Genomic DNA, 19,938 nt, shown 5'->3' with positions numbered 1-19,938 from the left:
ACCATGCTGAACGACCTCTTCACTCCCGAGCTCCCGCGTGCCTTGCAACACCTGCTCGAACGCGATCAAGACGACGGCGCCCTCACACTTCCACGCCGCAGTTTCCTCAAAATCGTCGGGATTGGCGGCCTGGCGCTGGGTGCCTTTCCGCACCTGGCGCTGGCGCAAGAGGCCACTGGCGGTGATGCCGCGCTGCTCAAACCGAGTCAGCAACCCGCTGCATTCGTGCAGATCGACTCCAGCGGACAGGTCACCGTAACCATCAACCGGCTGGAGTTCGGCCAGGGCGTTCAGACCGGGCTGCCGATGATTCTTGCCGAGGAGCTCGATGCCGACTGGAGCCTTGTGCGCAGCCGCAACGGCAGTAACGACAGTGCCTACCAGGATCCGATTTTCGGTATGCACCTTACCGGCGGCTCCAACTCGATCAAAAACAGCTACACCCAGTACCGCGAACTGGGTGCGCGCGCTCGGGCCATGCTGCTCGCGGCAGCGGCCGCACGCTGGAACGTGGAGGTCACGCGCCTCAGTACTCACGCGGGCAAGGTGCGTGGCCCCGCCGGCCTCGAAGCGAGCTACGGCGAACTGGCAGAGGCGGCGATGGCCTTGCCCGTGCCAGACGAGGTCACGCTCAAGGATCCCAAGGATTTTCGCATCATTGGCCAGGCCACTACGCGCATCGATGCCAAGGCCAAGAGCAGTGGCCAGCAGGATTTCGGTATCGACATGCACTTGCCTGGACAGCTCACTGCCGTCATCGCACGCCCACCGGTGTTCGGGGCAAGAATCGCCTCTCTGGATGACAGCGCCGCACGCACAACCAAGGGGGTGAAAGCCGTGCTGCGCGTACCGCTGGACGGCGGCGCCGAAGGTGTCGCGGTGATTGCCGATGGCTACTGGCAGGCGAAGCTTGGACGCGACGCATTGAAGCTGCAATGGGACCTGGCCAGCGTCGAGAAGGTCGACAGCCAACAGCAACTGATCCAGTACCAGGCGTTAGCGGATCAACCGGGCTTGACCCACTTCGACGCCGACATGGCACCGCTTGCAACAGCCAAGCATGTAGTGGAGGCCGAGTTCGTCTTCCCCTACCTGGCTCACGCCCCGATGGAGCCGCTGAACTGCACCGTGCAGATTTCCGGCAAGAGCGCTCAACTGTGGGTTGGCACTCAGTTCCCCGGGGGCGACAGTGCCGCAGCGGCCAAGGTACTGAATCTAAAACCCGAGCAGATTCAAATCCACGTGCAGACGGCTGGCGGTGGCTTTGGCCGGCGTGGCGTGCCCACCAGTGATTTCGTCGTGCAGGCGTGTGAAGTCGCTAAAGCCGCGCAGTCAGTTGGGCTGAATGCCCCTATACGGACGCTCTGGAGCCGCGAGGACGATATCAAGGGCGGCTATTACCGCCCCATGCACCTGCATCGGGCGCGTATAGGCTTTGATGACAGCGGCAAGGTCTTGGCGTGGGACCACGTCCTGGTCGGGCAATCGATCATCACCGGCACAGTGTTCGGCGGTCGGGTCAAGAACGGCATCGACCCGACTGCGACAGAAGGCATGCGTGACCCTTATCCCCTGCCGATGCGGCTGACAGTCCACCATCCCACGCTCAACATCCCCGTGCTGTGGTGGCGCAGCGTGGGCTCTACCCACACGGCGTTCGTGATGGAGACGCTGCTCGACGAGATTGCGCGCGCGACAAAGCAAGACCCGGTGGCTTACCGAATGAAGCTGTTTGGCGAGCAGAGCCCGCGTCATCGCCAAGCGCTGCAATTAGCGGTGGACAAGAGCGGGTATGGCAAACGTCAACTGCCTGCCGGGCACGCGTGGGGCGTTGCGGTCCATGAGTGTTTCAGTTCGGTAGTGGCTTATGTGGTGCAAGCCTCAGTGCAGAACGGTCGCCCGGTACTGCACCACGTGACCGCCGGTGTGCATTGCAACCTGGTGGTCAACCCGCGCAGCGTCGAGGCCCAAGTGCAAGGCGCGGCGCTGATGGGTTTGTCGATGTGCCTGCCAGGCAATGCCATCACCCTGAAAGACGGCGTGGTACAGCAAAGCAACTTTGCCGACTTCAGCGTGCCGCGCATCACCGACATGCCCGAGTTCGCGGTCCATGTAGTCCCAAGCGCCGAACCGCCCACCGGCATGGGCGAGCCGGGCCTGCCGGCACTGGCCCCCGCTTTTGCAAACGCCATTGCCAGCCTGACGGGTAAGCCCATACGCGAACTGCCGTTCAAGCTGGCATAGAACGACGAAGCGGCTGGCTAGAGGCTCCCCTCACACGGCACTGAGCCTGTCACAGGCGAATCCGCTTGATGTCACGCTGAGGGGGTTCGCCGAACAGCCGGCTGTATTCGCGGCTGAACTGCGATGAGCTTTCATACCCCACCAGCCCACCCGCACTGCCTGCATCGATATTCTGGATGAGCATCAACTGGCGAGCCGCTTGTAGCCGTAATTGTTTCTGATACTGCAGCGGGCTCATCCCGGTCACGGCCCGGAAGTGTTGGCGAAACGTGGAAGGACTCATGTGCGCTTGTGCCGCCAGATCATCCATGCGCAATGCCTGACGGAAGTTCACCTTGAGCCAGGCGAGTGTCTTGGCAATTTGCTGGCTCGGAGAACCCGCGGCAATCACATGCAGCAACTGCGGGCCATGCGCGCCGTTCAACAGCCGGGCAATGATCTCTTCCTTGATCAGCGGAGCCAGGGTTTCAATCCAGTGGGGCTCCTTGAGCAAGTCCACCAAGCGTCGCAGCGCATCCAGCACCCCGGCATCCAAAGGCTGTACGGTCACGGGACGAAACGCGTCATCGCGCATGCGCTGTGATAACCGCATGCGCTCGGCGACCTGCATCACGGTGGTGCTGTCGAGTGCCAGCATCATGCCGAGGAATGGCTTGTGTACGCTGGCTTGAGTGACGTGGGAAGTGACCGGGAGATCGACACTGGTCACCATCGACTCGCCGGGCGCATAGGGGAGGACCTCACTGCCGACGATCACCTGCTTGCCACCTTGCAAGGTCACGCCAATGCCCAGGCCGTAGATACAGTGCATGGGCGCCGTAAGCGCTTTACGCCGGTGCAGGCTCAGACCGGGAATGTCGGTGATGCGGTCAGCATCACCTGGCACCAGTTGGCTAACCGATCTGGCGAGCCGCGTGATATCCGTCATGAGGTGGCCATTTGCCAGATCGCTATTCACATTCAACTCCCACTACAGCCCGATTCAGAGATGGGCAAGGCTCACGCCGTTACTCACCCGAACAATGTCGGCCATGACCGCAAGTGCGATTTCTGCCGGGGTCTTGCTGCCCAGTCTGAGTCCGATCGGCGCATGGATGCGATCAAGCGCTTCGTCGTCCAGCCCGCCGATTCGTCTGACCCTTTCCAGGCGCTTTTCACTGGTACGCCGGGAGCCCATGGCGCCGATATAAAATGCGGGTGTCCTGACGGCTTCGAGCAAGGTCAGGTCGTCAAATCGAGGATCATGGGTCAAGGCGACAATCGCCGTCGCTGCATGGCATCCGCCTTGAGAAATATAGCTGGCGGGCATCATCTTCATCAGCTTCACGTGTGGCATGGCAAAGGTTGCAGTCAGTTCTTCGCGTGGGTCACATACGATCACTTCATAGCCCAGCGAGCATGCAAAACTGGCACAGAACTCGGCCACCGGTGAGAGGCCTGCAACCAGCAGGCGCCGGGCCGCCCCCACGCGAATTCGTACGTGGTCAGCGTCTACAGCGACAGTGGCGTCGACACTCACTCCGACCTCAATGCGTCGACTGCGCGTTCCGAGGGCAATATGGCGAACCAACAGATGCTGCCCCTCAAGCGCGCTCAGCAACACCGCGAAGTGTTCCTGGGCGGCGCAATCAGGTTCGAATTTTTCTACCAGAACATCCAGGACCCCGCCGCAGGGCAACGCCCGCGACGGGGCCAATCCACTCTCACCATAACGAACAATCTGGTTGCAGTCGTCGAACTCATGTCGACCCAGCCGTTGCAGAAAGTCGTCTTCCACGCAGCCACCGGACAGCGAGCCACAGCACGCACCGGACGACAACGCGACCAACATTGACCCAGGGCCACGCGGTGCAGAGCCAAAGGTTGCCAAGACCGTACACAGCCACACTCGATGGCCGTGCTCGATCCACTTGAGGGCTTGCTGAATGACCTGCACGTCAAGATTTTGCATGGAGGGTCTCAAACCGATACTTCAACCGAGGACCACTGCCTGATAGGCAGACGGCACATCGACTCAGTATGGGTCTTTGAACCTGGCGATGATTGCCTGATCAAACGACACTATTGCCCATTTCGATTTAAGATTTGAGGCCAGCGCCTGTAACCGTATGTAAAGGCTGCCCGAATCAATCAGAACGCCCCACACCTACAGCACATGAAAAATGTAATCAGTTGGCCGCTGCTCATCGAGCGCCAAGCCAACCCGGTGAAGCTGCTGGCGCAATGCGGGAGCATCGGCGCGGACCTTCCAGTTGGAACGACCAGGTTGCACGTTTCCAGCATCATAACGAGCAATCGCCTCGTCGAGCTGCAGGCGATCGGGTAGGTACACCGCTAGCGCATTTCCCTTCCATGCAGCCACGTTCAGCCCCAACGTTTCACACAGCGCGATTTTTGCCTGCGCATCCTCTCTGTCAGCGTGGCGGGAGCGTTCGATCTGATCAGCAAGAACCGGATCAACGATCCGATCTGTAAACAGTACCTCGCCCTCCTCCCAGACTTCTGGCGGGCAAATCTTGTGTTGCGGATCAAGCGTAATGAACGGACTGACCTCCGCCGGGTATATACGGCACACCAGCGGCCGCTCTTCATAGATACCGCAACGACCGTCATCGCCCAGGTTTTGGCATTGCACCAGCGCATTGCCCGCAAACACTGCAACGACTCGCACGAGGGAGTTACCGCAACGCACCTCGACTGCGCGTCCTGCGGCGTGGGCAAACTGTTGCGGCCCAGCAGTCCAGATCGATTGCTCGAACGCCTCCAGCATGATCGCGACCTCATGCCCTCTATCCAACCACTGCCTTGTCTCGTTCAACGTCAGTGGAACTAAACGCCCCTTGCAGCAGATCCCGCAGCCACTGCACGCAAACCGGATGCTGTTGTTTTGCATATCGCTACTCGCCCGTATGTTCGACTTTCCACGGAAGTGCCCACCTACAGCGCAGGCAGGCCTTGGTGCTTCTCGGGAGTATGTGAAATGCATAGCGGGTGCGTTTGCTCGATCGAGTGGCATCTTTGCTTGATTCAATCGATCTCAAGTACGTAAAAGTGGTGCGCGGCGGGATCCACCGCAGCGGGGTGACGTGAGCCTAGGCGAGCTTTACGGCGGGCCGTGGAGCGTGAACCAACCCGTGGTGGCCTCGATGACGCCCCACAGTTTCGGCGGGATTGCGATCTGCGAAACGCGTGCCGGGTTCAGCACCGTTTGAATCTGATCGTCGTGGCCTTTTTCTGCCAGCTCCACCCACTCAGGATTGATGACAAGGCCCTGCCCAACCGCAACAAGCGACATCCCGAGTTCAAGCGCTTCCTCGGCTTGGCGAGGCGTCTTGATCTGCCCGGCGGCAATCACTGGAATGCGTCCGTCGACATGGTCCAGAATCACCTTTGCCGTAGTCTGGGCGCCCTGCCCATCGACGGGCACCGTTTCCAGGATGCTTCCCAAGGAGACGTGGACATAGTCGATAGCGCTTTCGATCAGTGCATCGACAAGCACGCAGGTGTCGTCGATGCGCAATCCATTTTCGCCAGGCTCATCTGGCGAAATGCGAAAGCCGAACAGGAACGGCCGATCAGCGTGCGCCTTGATGACGCGATGAACCTCATGCACAACCGCCAATGGAAAACGCAGACGGTTCTCGAGTGAGCCGCCCCACTCGTCATCGCGCTGGTTGAACTGTGGTGAGAAGAAATTCTGGATCAGAAATCCGTGGGCGCCATGCAGCTCTATACCATCAAATCCTGCCTCGATGGCACGACGTGCCGCGTCACCAAACGCCTGAATAACGTCGTGGATTTCTTGCTTGGTCATTGCCCGCGGGGTGGCGGAAACATTGAACGGCCCTGCGTCGGTGCTCACTGCACTGGCACTGACAACATCCGGCACCAACTCCGAAACGGCCTTGTTACCCGCATGGAACAACTGCAGCACTGCCGTTGCACCCCCGCGCTTCGCGGCCGTGGCCAAGCGCTTGAGACTGGGAACGAAGGTGTCGTCGAAAGCCGCAAACTCGTCGGTGAAGCCAATCCCGTTTGCGAGCACATGCGTGCAACCGGTGATCACCAGACCGACACCGTTTACCCGACGCTGGTAATACGCAATTTCCTCGTCGGAGACTGTACCGTCCGCGTTGCCGGCCCACGTCGTCATGGGGGCCATCGCTACGCGATTACGCAACTCGATGCCGTTGTCGAACACAAACGGTTCGAACACCTTACGCATAACCTGATTCATTTGAGTACCCAAAAAAACGGGTTGAACGCGCCCTTCTCAACCCAGCGTCAATACGCGCCGAATGGAGGAGGATCGCAATTGAATGCCTTCAGCGGCTTCACGTCCTGACAGTCACTGGGTGACGTCGACGGCACGCCTGTGCATTGGGCTCATTCGACCACCGTGCACGGTGAGCTTTGCCAGAGCTGCATCCATTTCCAACAGCTCGGCGGACGTCAGCTTCACGTTGACGGATGCCAGGTTATCCTGCAGGTGATCGAGCTTGCGCGTGCCCGGAATCGGAACGATCCAAGGCTTTTGCGCAAGCAACCATGCCAGCGCTATCTGGGCGGGAGTGGCATGCTTTTCCAGTGCGAACTGCCTGAGCAAAGCAATGATCGGCTCGTTCGCAGCCAGGTTCTCAGGCGTGAATCGCTCAAACCCCGAGCGCAGGTCGGTGTTGGCGTCGAACCTCGAACTGCCAGTCAGCGTACCGGGTAAATAGCCCATGCCCAGCGGGCCCCAGCACACAAAACCGATACCCAACTGTTCACAGGTATCCAGGACTCCGTTGTGCTCGACGCTTCTCTCCATGACGGAGTATTCGGTTTGGACCGCCGCCACGGGATAAACGGCATGCGCTCGGCGGAGGGTGCTTGCACTGGCCTCCGAGAGACCGAAGTGCAACACCTTGCCCTCTTTTACAAGGTCCTGGACAGTGCCCGCGACATCCTCGATCGGTACGTTCGGATCGACTCGGTGTTGATAATAGAGATCGATACGGTCGGTGCGCAGCCGCTTCAGCGAGCCTTCAAGCACCTTGCGGATATGTTCCGGGCGACTATTGAGTGCGCCGCCAGCATCCATGTCGAAACCGAATTTCGAGGCGATGACAACAGCATTGCGAAACGGCGAAAGCGCCTCACCCACCAATGCTTCGTTGGTATAGGGCCCATACACTTCGGCCGTATCGAAAAAAGTGACGCCCTGCTCATGGGCCGAGCGAATGACCTTGATACCCTGCTCTTTGCTCGCAGGCGCACCATAATTGGCGCTGATGCTCATGCACCCGACACCGAGTTCGGAGACTTCCAGCGAGCCCAGCTTGCGCGTATTTGTGACCCGTGCTCCGCTTACTGAGCCGCCAGCGCCTTTTGCGCTTTCCCGTGAAGCCGCCCAAGACAGCGGTGCAATGCTCAAACCGGTCCCAACCACCGCACCGCCAATCAAAACCTCCCGGCGACTAAAGCCTGGGTGATCCTGGGATGTGTTTTCTGATGTGCCACTAAGATACTGCTGCATGATCGCGTCCTACCTGTAACTTGCTGGCATGGGATAGACGTTGTTTAACCCCGTCGACACTCCGGGTTAATCTCGGTTTCAGTATGCGGCGCACTTGCCGGGATCATTTGCCCGTTTTGTCGGCATCAGTGCCTATTCCAAGGATTCCTCCGAGCATTTCAGTCAGCCAGCGGACCGCGCGCTTGTTTACAGAGGTTGATATGCCGTGTTCGATCGGCGATCGGCATTAATGAACTCGCCTCACAAGCCCGCTCAGTTCCATTCGGCTAATCAACCGGCAAAAACTGCCCTAAGCTGAGGCTCCCAGCTAACTCAAGGGAGCAGATGATGACAGACGTAACAGTGGTGATCGGCGCCGGATCGATCGGCCAGGCAATCGCTCGCAGGGTCAGCGCAGGCAAGCATGTGCTGCTCGCGGATATCCGCCAAGAGACCGCCGAAGCCGCCGCCAAGGTGCTCAACGACGCCGGATTCGAGGTCAGTACGGCCGTGGTCGATGTCGCCTCCCGAGACTCGGTTCAAGCCTTGGTTGAGACGGCCTCTGCCATCGGTGCCATCACCGGGGTGATCCACGCCGCCGGTGTCTCCCCCTCCCAGGCACCCCCCGCCACCATCTTGCGAGTGGATTTGTACGGCACGGCCCTGTTGCTGGAGCTGTTCGGTAACGTCATTGCCAAGGGTGGCGCTGCCATCGTCATCGCGTCGCAGTCCGGCCACCGCTTGCAGGCACTCACCGCCGAGCAGAACAAAGCCTTGGCGCTGACGCCCGTCGAGGCGCTTCTGGCGCTGCCGATGCTGCAGCCAGAGACCGTGACCGACCCTTTGCATGCCTATCAGCTCTCCAAACGGGGCAACTCGCTGCGCGTGGCCGCCGAGGCCGTCCGTTGGGGCAAGCGTGGCGCGCGGGTCAACACGATCAGCCCCGGCATCATCTTCACCCCGCTGGCACGCGATGAGCTCAACGGACCGCGCGGCGCGGGATACCGCAGCATGATCGAGTCCTGCGCTGCCAAGCGTGGCGGCACGCCGGATGAAGTAGGCGCCGTCGCCGCGCTGTTGATGGGCCCCGAAGGGACGTTCATCACGGGCAGTGACTTCCTCATGGACGGTGGTGTGACGGCCCAGTACTGGTGGGGCGAGGGTCAATAACGCGGGTAGACAGCTGGCGGCCGGTCAGGCCTGCTGGCGCGCCCATTCGCGCACGGCTTCCGCGAACATCCGCAACGCCATCGGCGGGTGTCGGTTAGCCGGGTAATACAGACAGGCCCCGCCATAGGACGGCCCCCATTCGGGCAGCAGATGGACCAGCGTCCCCGCCTGCAGGTGCGCGTCCACCTGGTTTTCAGGCACCCAGGCAATACCGATACCAGAGACTGCGGCCTCGATCATCAAGTTGATGTTGTCCATCGTCATCGGCCCATCGACATCGATGCTGGCCGATTTGCCCAGGTGATCGAGATCCCAGCGGAACAGCGTGCCGCTGGCGAAGCGAAACCTGATGCAGCGATGCGACTTGAGGTCGTGAGGCACCTTCGGGGCCGGGTGGCGCGTCAGATATTCGGGCGACGCCACGGCAGCGAATCGGATATCCGGGCCAAACCGCACGGCGATCATGTCTCGGGGCACATCGTCATACAGCCGAATGCCGGCATCGAAACCGTCGGCGACGATGTCGACCAAGCGACTGTCGGCCACGCATTCGATATGGATCTTGGGATTGTCCCGCAGAAAATCTGGCATGACGTGGCGTATCAGCGGCTTGAAGGACGATTCCGAGGCGCTCAGGCGGATGGATCCGGACGGCGTGCTGCGCTCGGACGTGACGTCATTCACCGCGCATTCCAGGTCTGTCAGAAGCGGTTGCACCCGCAGAAACAGAGCCTCCCCGGCCTCGGTCAGTGCCACCGAACGGGTTGTGCGGTTGAACAAGCGCAACTCCAGGCGAGCCTCCAGGCCTCTCATCGAATGGCTCAGCGCGGAGGGAGAAACACCTAGCGTCTTGGCCGCACCGGTAAAGCTTTTTTGCTCGGCAATCGCGACAAAGGCGGTTAGCTCAGGAACACCCGTGCGGTTCATTAGTGAATATCCCTCAGCTACCCATTAAGTGAAATGCCAATTGTTGAACATGTCACACGAGTTTAGAGTTTACATCCCCTCTACCTCTTTGCGAAGGAGACGAAACATGCTGAAACGTCAGCTCGGCAAAAGCGGCTTGGAAGTGTCGGCCCTGGGCCTGGGATGCATGGGCATCAGCTTCGCCTACGGCCCAGCGCTGGAGAAGCAGGCCGCGATTGCCTTGATCCGCGACGCCTTCGACAAAGGTGTGAATTTTTTCGATACCGCAGAGGCCTATGGGCCGTTCAGCAATGAAGCGCTGCTCGGCGAAGCCCTTGCACCGATGCGCGACCAGGTCGTCATCGCCACCAAGTTCGGCTTCAAGCATGGCTTGCCTGCTGAAGGCTTGGACAGCCGTCCCGAGACGATCAGGAAGGTGGTGGAACACTCCCTGCAGCGTCTGAACACCGACCGTATCGAGCTGCTCTACCAGCACCGTGTCGATCCTCAAGTGCCCGTGGAAGACGTTGCGGGTACGGTCAAAGACTTGATCGAGCAAGGCAAAGTCCTGCATTTCGGGATGTCCGAAGCCGGGGTCGATGCGATCCGCAAAGCCCATGCCGTGCAGCCGGTTGCAGCCCTGCAGAGCGAGTATTCGCTGTGGTGGCGTGAGCCGGAGCAAGACATCCTGCCCGCCCTGGAAGCGCTGGGTATCGGCTTCGTGCCTTTCAGCCCGCTGGGCAAAGGGTTCCTCACCGGGGCCATCGACGCCAACACCCGATTTGCAGAGGGCGACTTCCGTAACGTCGTGCCGCGCTTTACCGAAGAAAGCCGCGCTGCAAACGCCAGATTGGTCGACGTGCTCGGCGACATCGCCGAGGCCAAAGGCGCTACCCGCGCTCAGGTAGCGTTGGCTTGGCTGCTGGCACAAAAACCCTGGATCGTGCCGATCCCGGGCACGACCAAACTGCATCGGCTCGAAGAGAACACGGCGGCCGCCAGCCTCAGTCTGAGCACGAGCGACCTGGCGTCCATCGCGATCGCGCTTGAGCAGATCGAGATTGTTGGCGACCGCTACCCCGCGCACCTGCAGAAAAACGTCAACCGCTAAGGCCTCCCCGTTGCACAGCGGCTACTGGGTAGGCCAGTCATAAAACCTGGTAAAACTTTCGCAATGATCGTCAGTAGTGATCCGCGATATTATGGACGCCCCGAATGCTTGGCAATCGAACGCTGCGAAGCGCAGCTCGGACTCGCCGATACACCGGCGAGCCCCGGCACTCTTCGTCAGGCGCAACGCCAATACCTAGCCTGCACCTGGATCCAGGAATCCAGTGCCTTAGACTGTGAGCAAGCAGTGACTGATTCCAACAGCCACGATAACACCAGCCGTTTTGCCTGCGTCGGATGTGGCGCTTGTTGTCGAGGACGCTTCGTTCCACTGACCTTGGCGGAGACCCTTGCCTGGCTTCGTCGGGGTCATTCGGTTGCAGTCTTGCTGGAGGGCTTCGATGAGTCGGCATGGCCCTCAGGGGCCCCTGAGTTTGACTACAACCTGTTGCGGTCGGCGCCTGTGGCCTGCGGAGCAGGTTCACTTCAGGTGACGGCAATCTTCGCCGCCAACGTGATCCCGCAATGCCCTAACCTGGGGGCAGACGATCTCTGTGCGATCTATACCGAGCGGCCTTTGGTGTGCCGCATCTACCCCATGGAAATCAACCCGTTCATCGCGCTCGCACCGTCTTCCAAAGACTGCCCACCGGAAAGCTGGGAGCAAGGAAACCTGCTCGGTTCGGACCGCGAACTAACCCATCAGATCCTGCAGTCACGCCAGGCAGATCGAGATGATGCCCAGCGCAAGGTACAACTATGCGAGGCACTGGGGCTGACCACCGCGGCGTGGAAAGGCAATGGTTTCACCGTCTACATGCCCACGGTCGAGCGTATGTTGGCGGCCCTCGAGGGCCTGGCTTCTGAGGGCCAGACGACGCAGCCCTGGCGGATCAGAGCAGACGATGTCGCGCTACACGAAGCGCTCGAAGATCGCTCGTTTGCCCTGCAAACAACAGCCAGTGCCGATTACATCTTCCATCAGCTGTAAGTTTCATGCGCTCAGTTATTGATCTCGCTAATATCCAATAGAAGTACATGCACGCCCAACCGTGCGGGCATCTGCGTATGCTGCTCGTTCACGACGCCAGTAGAAGAAAACCCAGACTCACGGGATCTCCTTGGCTGATCTGTACTCAATGCCAGTGGGCTGAGCGTCTTACAAGGAAGAGCAGCTATGGAACACGCGACACGCATTCATGCCTACGGGGGGCCAGAAGTCCTCACTTACGAGCCTGTTGACGTGGGGGCTCCTGGACCGGGTGAGCTCAAGCTGCGCCAGACCTTCGTCGGCGTGAACTTTCATGATGTCTATGTAAGATCAGGCTCATACCGCACGCTTTCATTGCCCGGCATTCCCGGCCTCGAAGGGGTTGGCTACGTCGAGCAGATCGGCGCCGGTGTAACGGGTTTTCAGGTAGGTGATCGCGTGATCTACCTCTCATCCAAATACGGTGCTTATGCCACGTCACGGCTTGTTAGCGCTGAGGTGGCGATCCCGCTACCGTCAGGCATCAGTGAAGCTGATGCCGCCGCGTGCTATTTGAAAGGCCTCACCGTGCAGATGCTGCTGCACAAGCTGAGCCCTGTTCGACCCGGCTCGTGGGTGCTGATTCATGCAGCTGCTGGCGGGGTCGGTCAGTTGCTTGTGCAAGGCGCGCTGAAGCTCGGGGCCAATGTCATTGGCACGGTTGGATCGCCGGAAAAAGCCGACCTGCTGCGCAAGATGGGATGCAAACACACCATCCTCTACCGGGAAGTGGATTTCGTCGAAGCCGTCCACTCGATCACCGAGCAGCGCGGGGTCGACATCGTTTTTGATAGCGTGGGCAAAGACACGTTCGCGGGATCGCTGGAGGTTCTGACCTTGCGCGGTTCGCTGATCAACTTTGGGCAGGCCTCAGGTGCTATTGCGCCTGTGGACGTCTCGACGTTGGCGGCCAAATCCCTGACCTTGTCGAGGCCGATCATTTTCCATTACCTGACGCGGCGAGCGGACCTCGAGGAACTCAGCGGGCTGCTGTTCCAAGCGCTGCTGGACGGGGATCTACGCGTGGAACCACCGATCACGTTTGCCCTGAAAGATGCTCACCAAGCGCATGCGTTACTGGAGTCCAGGAAAACAGCGCAATCAATCGTCCTGCGCGTGTGATCAGCAGCGCACAACCGCCTGACTTTGCCAGCCAGCGGTTATGGCCAATAATGAACGGCTAGGCCCTCGCTGGAATATCAGATGCAGACTGCTAACGCTGAATTGGTGGAAACACTCACGCTCCGCGAGCTGCGGGCCTTTTGCCTGATCTGCGAATTGCGCAACCTGAGCCAGGTCGCGCTGGTGATGGGGATCAGCCAGTCCTCGGTATCCCAGCTGGTTCAGCGCTGGCGGGAGATCGTCGGCGACCCGCTCTTCGTCAGGGCGCGCTATGGGGTAACGCCGACAGAGGCAGCGGCAAACCTGCATGTGAAGATCCAGCCCCTTGTCCACGAAATAAAACTGGCCATTGCCGAGCCGACCGGGTTCATCCCGGCGAAATCGGATCGGGTGTTCAGCATTCATATGTCAGACATTGGCCAGCTGGTCTTTCTGACGGAGCTGAACGCCTTTCTCAATCGGGTGGCGCCGCAGGTTCGCTTGCGGGTCGAGAACCTGCCGTGGAATGTCGTCGAAGAGGCGCTCGCCTCCGGCGCGCTGGACGCGGCCATCGGGTCGTTGCCGATGATCAAGGGGCGCGTGCACGCTCGGACCCTCCGCCGAGAGCACTACGTGACGGTCATGCGGAAAAAACACCACTTGGCCAAAGCGCCATTGGACCTGACAGCGTACGGCGCCGCTGAGCACCTCGTCATCGACTCCACGAGTAGCGGGCATGGCCTGGTCGAAGAGGTATTGCGTGCGAGCGGTATCAAACGAAGGATCGGCCTGACGGTCCCTCATTATCTGGCGGTCGAGTCAGTGCTCGCGAAAAGCAACTATATCCTCACGGTGCCACACGTGGCGGTTTCAGCGTTCAGCTCGCCCGCGGCCTTCCACATCACGCCCACGCCGCTTGATCTACCAACCTTCGATATCCGTGTTCACTGGCATGAACGCAGCCATGAGGACCATGGCGTGCAGTGGCTGCAGACATCCATCGTCGAGCTGTTCGCTCAGTGAGACCCTCACAACGCGCCTGAACCGCAGCCTTGCCCCCACCCTTTGCACAAACAACCGTCCAGATATTGGCAAGACTAATATCTGCTATAGGCGTAGGCCAATGGTGCCGAGCACAGCTCGACGCTACCGTGTAACACCCCTTCGGGCAGCCTTCAAACCCTCATCCGGAACAGTGGAGTGACGTAATGGAACCTGGCACCAATCGCAAAAGCGTCATTGTGACTGACGATGCGCCCTCGGCCTTGGGCAGCTATTCGCAAGGCATCATCAACGCGGACAAATCACGCCTCTACACCTCCGGCCAGGTCGGACTGGACCCCACGACACTTGAGCTGGTTGACGGTGTCGAGGCGCAAATCCGCCAGACCTTTGCCAACATCGCGGGTATCTGCGCAGCGGCCGGCGCCTCACTGGAACATATCTCGAAATTGACCGTTTACCTTGTATCCCGTGATGACTGGAGCATGGTGAATCAGGTAATGGCTGAGTTGTTCACCAAGCCTTTTCCGGCGCGCACCGCCGTTGGCGTCGTTTGGCTCCCTCTAGGCGCCCTGGTAGAAGTCGAAGCGGTGGTGGACCTGTCCGGCACTGGCAAGTAGTCGTTTTTATAGAGTTCAACTATTCATGATGGCCATTCAGTCGCAACCAAGCGTCGTGATCTCCATGGCGGCATTTGCCCTCGCCGCGTGTATCACTCCAGGGGCTTCGAACATTGTCGCTCTGAGCTATGGGTCCCAGTTTGGCGTGGCCCGCAGCCAGCGTCACGCGCTGGGCTCGGCGCTGGGCTTTACCCTGATCATGGTGCTGACCGGGTTTGGCCTGCACGAGGTGCTGGAGCGCTGGCCCGTATTAACGGATTTCATCCGCTGGGCCGGGACTGCATTCTTGCTGTATCTGGCCTGGAAGTTGGCCGCTGACAATGGCCAACTGTCATCGGCCAAGCCAGCCGAGCGCCCCGCGTTCTGGCGCGCCGCCACCCTCCAGTGGTTGAACCCCAAGGGCTGGATGGTTGCCGCCGCGGGCATCGGCGCCTTTGCCGCCGATGGCGAAGCCAGCACCGTATGGATGCTCTGCCTGATCTGTTCCATCGTCTGTTATGTGTCGGTGGCCAGCTGGCTGTTTGCGGGTGCGTACCTGCGCCGCTTTCTGACCAGTACACGCCGGATTCGCAATTTCAATCGCACCATGGCAGCCGTTCTGGCGGGTTCGGCAGTCTCGCTGCTGTTCCTGTAAACGCTAACGTGGGTGACTATTTCGTGCTCGTTGCGTCAACCTGGGCGATGCGGACCTGGTCACCGCTGCTCAGGCCATCCGGTGGGTTGGCAATCACCTGGTCGGCCAGGCTGATGCCATCCGCAAACTCCAGGTAGGTGCCGTGGTCGCGGTTCACCTTCACCGGCTTGAGTTGCACGATGCCCTCCCCGTCCACGGTGGCTATCTGCATGCCGTGCTTGCCGACGATCAACGCACTGGGTGGCAAGCTGACCGTCGACGGAGCCAGGGTGCCTTCGAACTGAACGGTCGCGAACGAGCCCGGCAGCAGCTCACCCTGGGCGTTGTCCACGCTCAACTGAACACGCATCGCGCCTGTTCCCGCATCCACCGCCCGAGCCAGCGATTGCACCGTTGCATCGAAGGTCTTTGCGGGGTGCTCAGGCACTCTGAGCGTGGCGCGGGCGCCAGCCTGCACCCACGCCAGCTGACGTTGCGGCACACTCACGTAAACCCGCAGTTTGCTGATGTCGGACACCACGAACAGTTCACTGCCCGCCGTCATGCCAACATTGATCAACGCCCCGACATCGGTGTTGCGGGCCGTCACCACCCCCTCGAACGGCGCGATGATGCGGGTATAACCCTGAAGTGCCTGGAGCCGGTCGACGTTCGCTTGCGCTTCGTTCACTTGCGAGCGCTTGGTGGCGAGGTCACCCAGGCGCTCTTCCACCTCCTGGCGCGACACGGCCTGGCTTTCGCTGAGCTGCTGCCACCGTTTTGCAGTGGAGCTGGCCAGCGTCATTTCGCTGCGAGCAGTCGCCAGCTGCGCACGGGCCTGACGCAGTTGCTGATCGAGCTCCGGCGCATCGATTTCTCCCAACAGCTCACCCGCCTTGACCGGTGACCCGATGTCCTTGTCCCAGCGTTTGAGGTAACCACTCACGCGCGCATACAGCGGCGCACGCGACCAGGCCTCGATACGCCCTGGAAGCTGCAGAGAGGCCGGCGTCACCACGCTGGGCGCGACCAGGGCTACGGTCGCGATGCGCTTGCGCTCCGACACCTGGTCAAGCTGTACGGCCTGGGAATGGCGACTCATGAGGCCGAACACGACGATGGCCCCCGCAGTCGCCAGCCCACCCAGAATGAACCAGGTTCGGCCAAGCCCGCGGGTACTTGCAGTGGCTTTCACAGACATATCAGATCGCTCCAGGAACGGGGTGCTGCACAGGTGCAGTACGGAAATCGTGGCGGTGAACGAGGCTGAACAACACGGGCACGAACAGCAGGGTCGCTACCGTAGCGAACAGCAGGCCGCCGATCACGGCGCGCCCCAGCGGGGCATTCTGCTCACCGCCCTCGCCCATGCCCAAGGCCATCGGGAGCATGCCCAGGATCATCGCCAGGGCCGTCATCAACACCGGCCGCAGGCGTGCGATGCCGGCCTCCAGGGCGGCTGCGGTCGAGTCTCTGAGGGCTTCGAGTCGCTCGCGGGCGAAGCTGATGACCAGCACGCTGTTGGCCGTGGCCACGCCCATGCACATGATTGCCCCGGTAAGGGCTGGCACAGACAACGTGGTGCCTGTGGCGAAGAGCATCCAGACGATGCCGGCGAGTGCCGCAGACAGCGCCGACACGATGACCGCCGGATCGCGCCACGACTGGAAGTTGATCACGATCAGCAGGTAGATCAGCACGACGGCGCCCAGCAGGCCGTACACCAACCCCGAAAACGCACGCTCCATGGTCTGGACCTGGCCCAGCAGGTTGACGGTGCTGCCACGCGGCACGTCCCCAGCCATCGCTGCGATGATCGAGCGGATGTCCTTGGCGACCGCACCAAGATCACGGTCCTGGGTCGCCGCGTGGATCTGCACCATGGGCTGCACGTTGTATTGGCTGACCATCCCGCTGCCGGTTGTGCGCTCAAAATCAGCAACCGCGCCCAGGGTCGTGACCGTGGCGGTGCTGCCATTGCCCACGGGCAGGTTCGCCAGGGCAGACAACGCGTCCAGGCGGGGCTGTGGCGTCTGCAGCACGATCGGGTAGCTCACGCCATTCGCCGGGTTGAGCCAGTACGTGGGGGCCACCTGGCTGCTGCCGGCCAGGTTCACCACCAGGCTGTTGGTCACATCACGGGTGGTCAGGCCCAGCAGCTGGGCTTGAGTGCGATCCAGGACGACGTTGAACACCGGCGCCTTGTTGGACTGCAGGATGCGCGCATCGGCCAGCCCTGGCACGTTGCGAATCCTCTTGAGCAATTGCTGGGCGTACGCGAAGTTCGCGTCTACGTCGTTACCGCGGATCTGGATATCGATCGGCGCCGGCGCACCGAAGTTGAGGATCTGGCTGACGATATCCGCTGGCGGGAACGAGAACGTGGTGTCCGGGAAGCGCTCGGGCAACACCTCCCTGAGCGTTCTGACGTAGTCCTCGGTGGGTTGATGACCCGGGCGCAAGGCAATCTGGAAGTCGCCGTCCTGCGAGCCCATGACCCCTGTGTTGTTGTAGGTCAGGTTGATGTTGCTGGGAGGCAGGCCGATGTTGTCCACCAGGGTGGTGATTTCTTCAGCGGGGATGACGCTGCGAATCGCTTCTTCGATCTCGGCGAAGCGCGAGGCGGTTTCCTCGACGCGCGTGCCCACCGGCACCCTGACGTGCATCAGCACCTGGCCAGAATCCACGGACGGGAAGAAGTTGCTACCAATGAACGGCACCAGCCCGAACGACAACATCACGACCGCCATGAACCCCAGCAGGAAGGCCTTGCGTCGACGCAATGCGGCCTCCAGCACGCGCTGATAGCGCTGGCGAAAGCGCTCGAAGCGGGCCTCGAAACCCTGCTGAAAGCGCACCAACGGGTTGCGCGATGGGCCTTGAGGCGCGCCCTGTGCCGGGTGTGGCTTGAGCAGGTACTTGGCCATCGTCGGCACCAGCGTGCGCGACAGAATGAACGAGCAGACCATGGCGAAGATCACGGCCAGCGCCATCGGCACGAACAGGTACCGCGACACCCCGTCGAGGAAGAACATCGGGACGAAGGCAATACAGATGCACAGGAGGGACACGAAGGCCGGCGTCACGATCTGCCGAGCACCGTCGAGGATCGACGTCTCCACGTCCTTGCCCTGTTCAAGGTGCCAGTTGACGTTCTCGATGGTCACGGTTGCATCGTCGACCAGAATGCCGATGGCCAGTGCCAAGCCGCCCAGGGTCATCAGGTTGAGGGTTTCGCCTAGCGCTGCCAGGAGGGTCAGAGAGCCAAGGATGGCCAGAGGGATCGAGACCGCGATGATCACGGTCGACCGCCAGCTCCCCAAGAACAGCAAGATCATCACGCTGGTCAGCGCCGCGGCAATGGCGCCTTCAAGCACCACCCCTTTGATCGCTGCCCGGACGAACAGCGACTGGTCGTTGATCGGCTGAACGTTCAATGCTTCCGGCCAGCCGGGTTTGAGGGTCTCGATCTGTTGACGGATGCCATCGACAATCGCCAGCGTGGAGGCCGAACCATTTTTCAGCACAGACATCAGCACCGAGCGACTGCCATCGACATGGACGATGTTGGTTTGCGGGGCGTTGCCATCGTGGACATCAGCCACATCGCGAAGGTAAAGGGTGCTGCCATCGACCACCTTGACCGGCAGCATCTCGAGCTCCTCGATGGCCGAAGGCGCGCCGTTCAGCTGCAGGGTGTATTCCAGCTCGCCCATTTTCTGGGTACCTATCGGCACCAGGATGTTGTGCGCAGCCAGCGCCGCGGACACGTCCTGGGCTGACAAACCCCGCGCTTGCAGCGCTTGCGGGTTGACGTCGATCTGCACCTGACGCTGCTTGCCCCCGTAAGGCAGTGGCATCACATCGCCGAGCAGCACTCGGGTATCGCCGGGGTGCGCACGGTGTTCATGCCGAGGTCGAACAGTTGCTGCTCGGACAGCCCCTCGCCAGACAGCGCCAACTGCAGGATCGGCACGGTGGCGGCGTTGTAGTTGAGGATCACCGGGGGCTGAATACCCGCCGGCATCTGCCGCAGGGCGACCTGCGATGCCGCAGTGATCTGCGCATTGGCCACCGCAATGTCGACGCCGGGCTGGAAGAAGATCTTGACCACGCCAACACCAGGGTAGGTGTTGGACTCGATGTGTTCGATGTCGTTGACCGACGCCGTCAGCAGGCGCTGGAACACCGTGGAGATGCGCCCGGCCATTTGATCAGGCGGCAGACCCGTGTACTGCCAGGCCACGGCGATCACCGGGATGCGGATTTCAGGGAAGATGTCGGTCGGTGTGCGCAACGCCGTCAGCGGGCCCACGATCAACACCAGCAAGGCCATCACGACAAAAGTATAGGGGCGACGCAAGGCCACCATCACGGTACGTATCAGCACTGACGCCTCCGGTTTCTTTTTAGGCTAAGTTCGATACGTCATGACTCGACCCCGCTGTTCGACATGGCGCGAATCTAGCGACACACAAGAAAGGCGACTACACCGCGCAAACGACATATGGCTGTGAGGGGGATTCATCAATAGCGCCAAGCCGGCGGTATTGCGGGGACGGGGCTCTGAGAGCACTTCGAGGAGATACAATTTGAAAAGATTGCTGCGGGCCGAAGAAGGCCCCGTCAGCCGCGCGGACACTGC

General features: G+C 60.8%; 15 protein-coding genes and 1 pseudogene. 8 read left to right on the top strand and 8 right to left on the bottom strand.

From position 1 onward, the window contains the following. The first annotated feature begins 3 nt into the window (after positions 1-3). Positions 4-2,244, top strand: coding sequence for a xanthine dehydrogenase family protein molybdopterin-binding subunit (locus CCOS865_RS14510; RefSeq protein ID WP_119141954.1), 2,241 nt, complete (start codon positions 4-6; stop codon positions 2,242-2,244). Positions 2,245-2,293: 49 nt separating this feature from the next. Here the strand turns inward: CCOS865_RS14510 and CCOS865_RS14505 are convergent, their stop codons facing one another. The 5 genes from CCOS865_RS14505 to CCOS865_RS14485 all read right to left on the bottom strand — a co-directional run bounded on the left by CCOS865_RS14505 (position 2,294) and on the right by CCOS865_RS14485 (position 7,762). Then, a complete protein-coding gene (locus CCOS865_RS14505) occupies positions 2,294-3,172 on the bottom strand; it encodes an AraC family transcriptional regulator (protein WP_119141952.1) in 879 nt (292 codons plus the stop codon). Positions 3,173-3,226: 54 nt separating this feature from the next. Continuing rightward, positions 3,227-4,195, bottom strand: a complete 969-nt coding sequence (locus CCOS865_RS14500; protein ID WP_119141949.1) for an XdhC family protein — start codon at positions 4,193-4,195, stop codon at positions 3,227-3,229. Between the two features lie 195 nt (positions 4,196-4,390). After that, entirely contained in the window at positions 4,391-5,137 is a 747-nt protein-coding gene (locus CCOS865_RS14495) for a YkgJ family cysteine cluster protein (protein ID WP_119141947.1), read from the bottom strand. A 210-nt stretch (positions 5,138-5,347) separates the two neighbouring features. Beyond that, entirely contained in the window at positions 5,348-6,469 is a 1,122-nt protein-coding gene (locus tag CCOS865_RS14490; RefSeq protein ID WP_244216115.1) for an NADH-dependent flavin oxidoreductase, read from the bottom strand. A gap of 123 nt (positions 6,470-6,592) precedes the next feature. Further along, positions 6,593-7,762 (bottom strand): aldo/keto reductase, encoded by a 1,170-nt coding sequence (locus CCOS865_RS14485; protein ID WP_119141944.1) that lies wholly within the window; start codon positions 7,760-7,762, stop codon positions 6,593-6,595. Positions 7,763-8,089: 327 nt separating this feature from the next. Here CCOS865_RS14485 and CCOS865_RS14480 point away from each other — a divergent pair, with 327 nt between their 5' ends. Next, positions 8,090-8,911, top strand: coding sequence for an SDR family oxidoreductase (locus CCOS865_RS14480; RefSeq protein ID WP_119141942.1), 822 nt, complete (start codon positions 8,090-8,092; stop codon positions 8,909-8,911). Between the two features lie 24 nt (positions 8,912-8,935). On the opposite strand, the gene CCOS865_RS14475 is transcribed toward CCOS865_RS14480, so the two are convergent. After that, positions 8,936-9,838: a LysR family transcriptional regulator gene (locus CCOS865_RS14475; RefSeq protein ID WP_119141940.1), complete on the bottom strand. Its 903-nt coding sequence runs from the start codon at positions 9,836-9,838 to the stop codon at positions 8,936-8,938. A 106-nt stretch (positions 9,839-9,944) separates the two neighbouring features. Here CCOS865_RS14475 and CCOS865_RS14470 point away from each other — a divergent pair, with 106 nt between their 5' ends. The 6 genes from CCOS865_RS14470 to CCOS865_RS14445 all read left to right on the top strand — a co-directional run bounded on the left by CCOS865_RS14470 (position 9,945) and on the right by CCOS865_RS14445 (position 15,314). Continuing rightward, a complete protein-coding gene (locus CCOS865_RS14470; protein ID WP_119141938.1) occupies positions 9,945-10,928 on the top strand; it encodes an aldo/keto reductase in 984 nt (327 codons plus the stop codon). Positions 10,929-11,036: 108 nt separating this feature from the next. Continuing rightward, positions 11,037-11,918, top strand: a complete 882-nt coding sequence (locus CCOS865_RS14465) for a YkgJ family cysteine cluster protein (RefSeq protein ID WP_244216114.1) — start codon at positions 11,037-11,039, stop codon at positions 11,916-11,918. 186 nt (positions 11,919-12,104) lie between these two features. After that, the gene (locus CCOS865_RS14460; protein WP_119141934.1) at positions 12,105-13,079 is read left to right on the top strand and encodes a quinone oxidoreductase family protein; all 975 of its coding nucleotides are present in this window, start codon (positions 12,105-12,107) and stop codon (positions 13,077-13,079) included. Between the two features lie 81 nt (positions 13,080-13,160). Then, positions 13,161-14,081 carry a LysR family transcriptional regulator gene (locus CCOS865_RS14455; protein ID WP_119141932.1) on the top strand — a complete coding sequence of 307 codons (921 nt, stop codon included), beginning with the start codon at positions 13,161-13,163 and terminating at the stop codon, positions 14,079-14,081. 185 nt (positions 14,082-14,266) lie between these two features. Further along, positions 14,267-14,680 (top strand): Rid family detoxifying hydrolase, encoded by a 414-nt coding sequence (locus CCOS865_RS14450; protein WP_119141930.1) that lies wholly within the window; start codon positions 14,267-14,269, stop codon positions 14,678-14,680. A gap of 25 nt (positions 14,681-14,705) precedes the next feature. After that, positions 14,706-15,314 (top strand): LysE family translocator, encoded by a 609-nt coding sequence (locus CCOS865_RS14445; protein ID WP_244216113.1) that lies wholly within the window; start codon positions 14,706-14,708, stop codon positions 15,312-15,314. A gap of 16 nt (positions 15,315-15,330) precedes the next feature. Here the strand turns inward: CCOS865_RS14445 and CCOS865_RS14440 are convergent, their stop codons facing one another. Next, positions 15,331-16,494 carry an efflux RND transporter periplasmic adaptor subunit gene (locus CCOS865_RS14440; RefSeq protein ID WP_119141928.1) on the bottom strand — a complete coding sequence of 388 codons (1,164 nt, stop codon included), beginning with the start codon at positions 16,492-16,494 and terminating at the stop codon, positions 15,331-15,333. Between the two features lies 1 nt (position 16,495). Then, positions 16,496-19,680: pseudogene (locus CCOS865_RS14435) on the bottom strand (efflux RND transporter permease subunit). Positions 19,681-19,938 lie beyond the last annotated feature (258 nt).

Origin of the sequence: Pseudomonas reidholzensis, from assembly GCF_900536025.1 — a bacterium.
Taxonomy (GTDB): Bacteria; Pseudomonadota; Gammaproteobacteria; order Pseudomonadales; family Pseudomonadaceae; genus Aquipseudomonas; species Aquipseudomonas reidholzensis.
The sequence above is the reverse complement of the archived record's forward strand: the minus strand, read 5'-3'. Positions and strand labels throughout refer to the sequence as shown.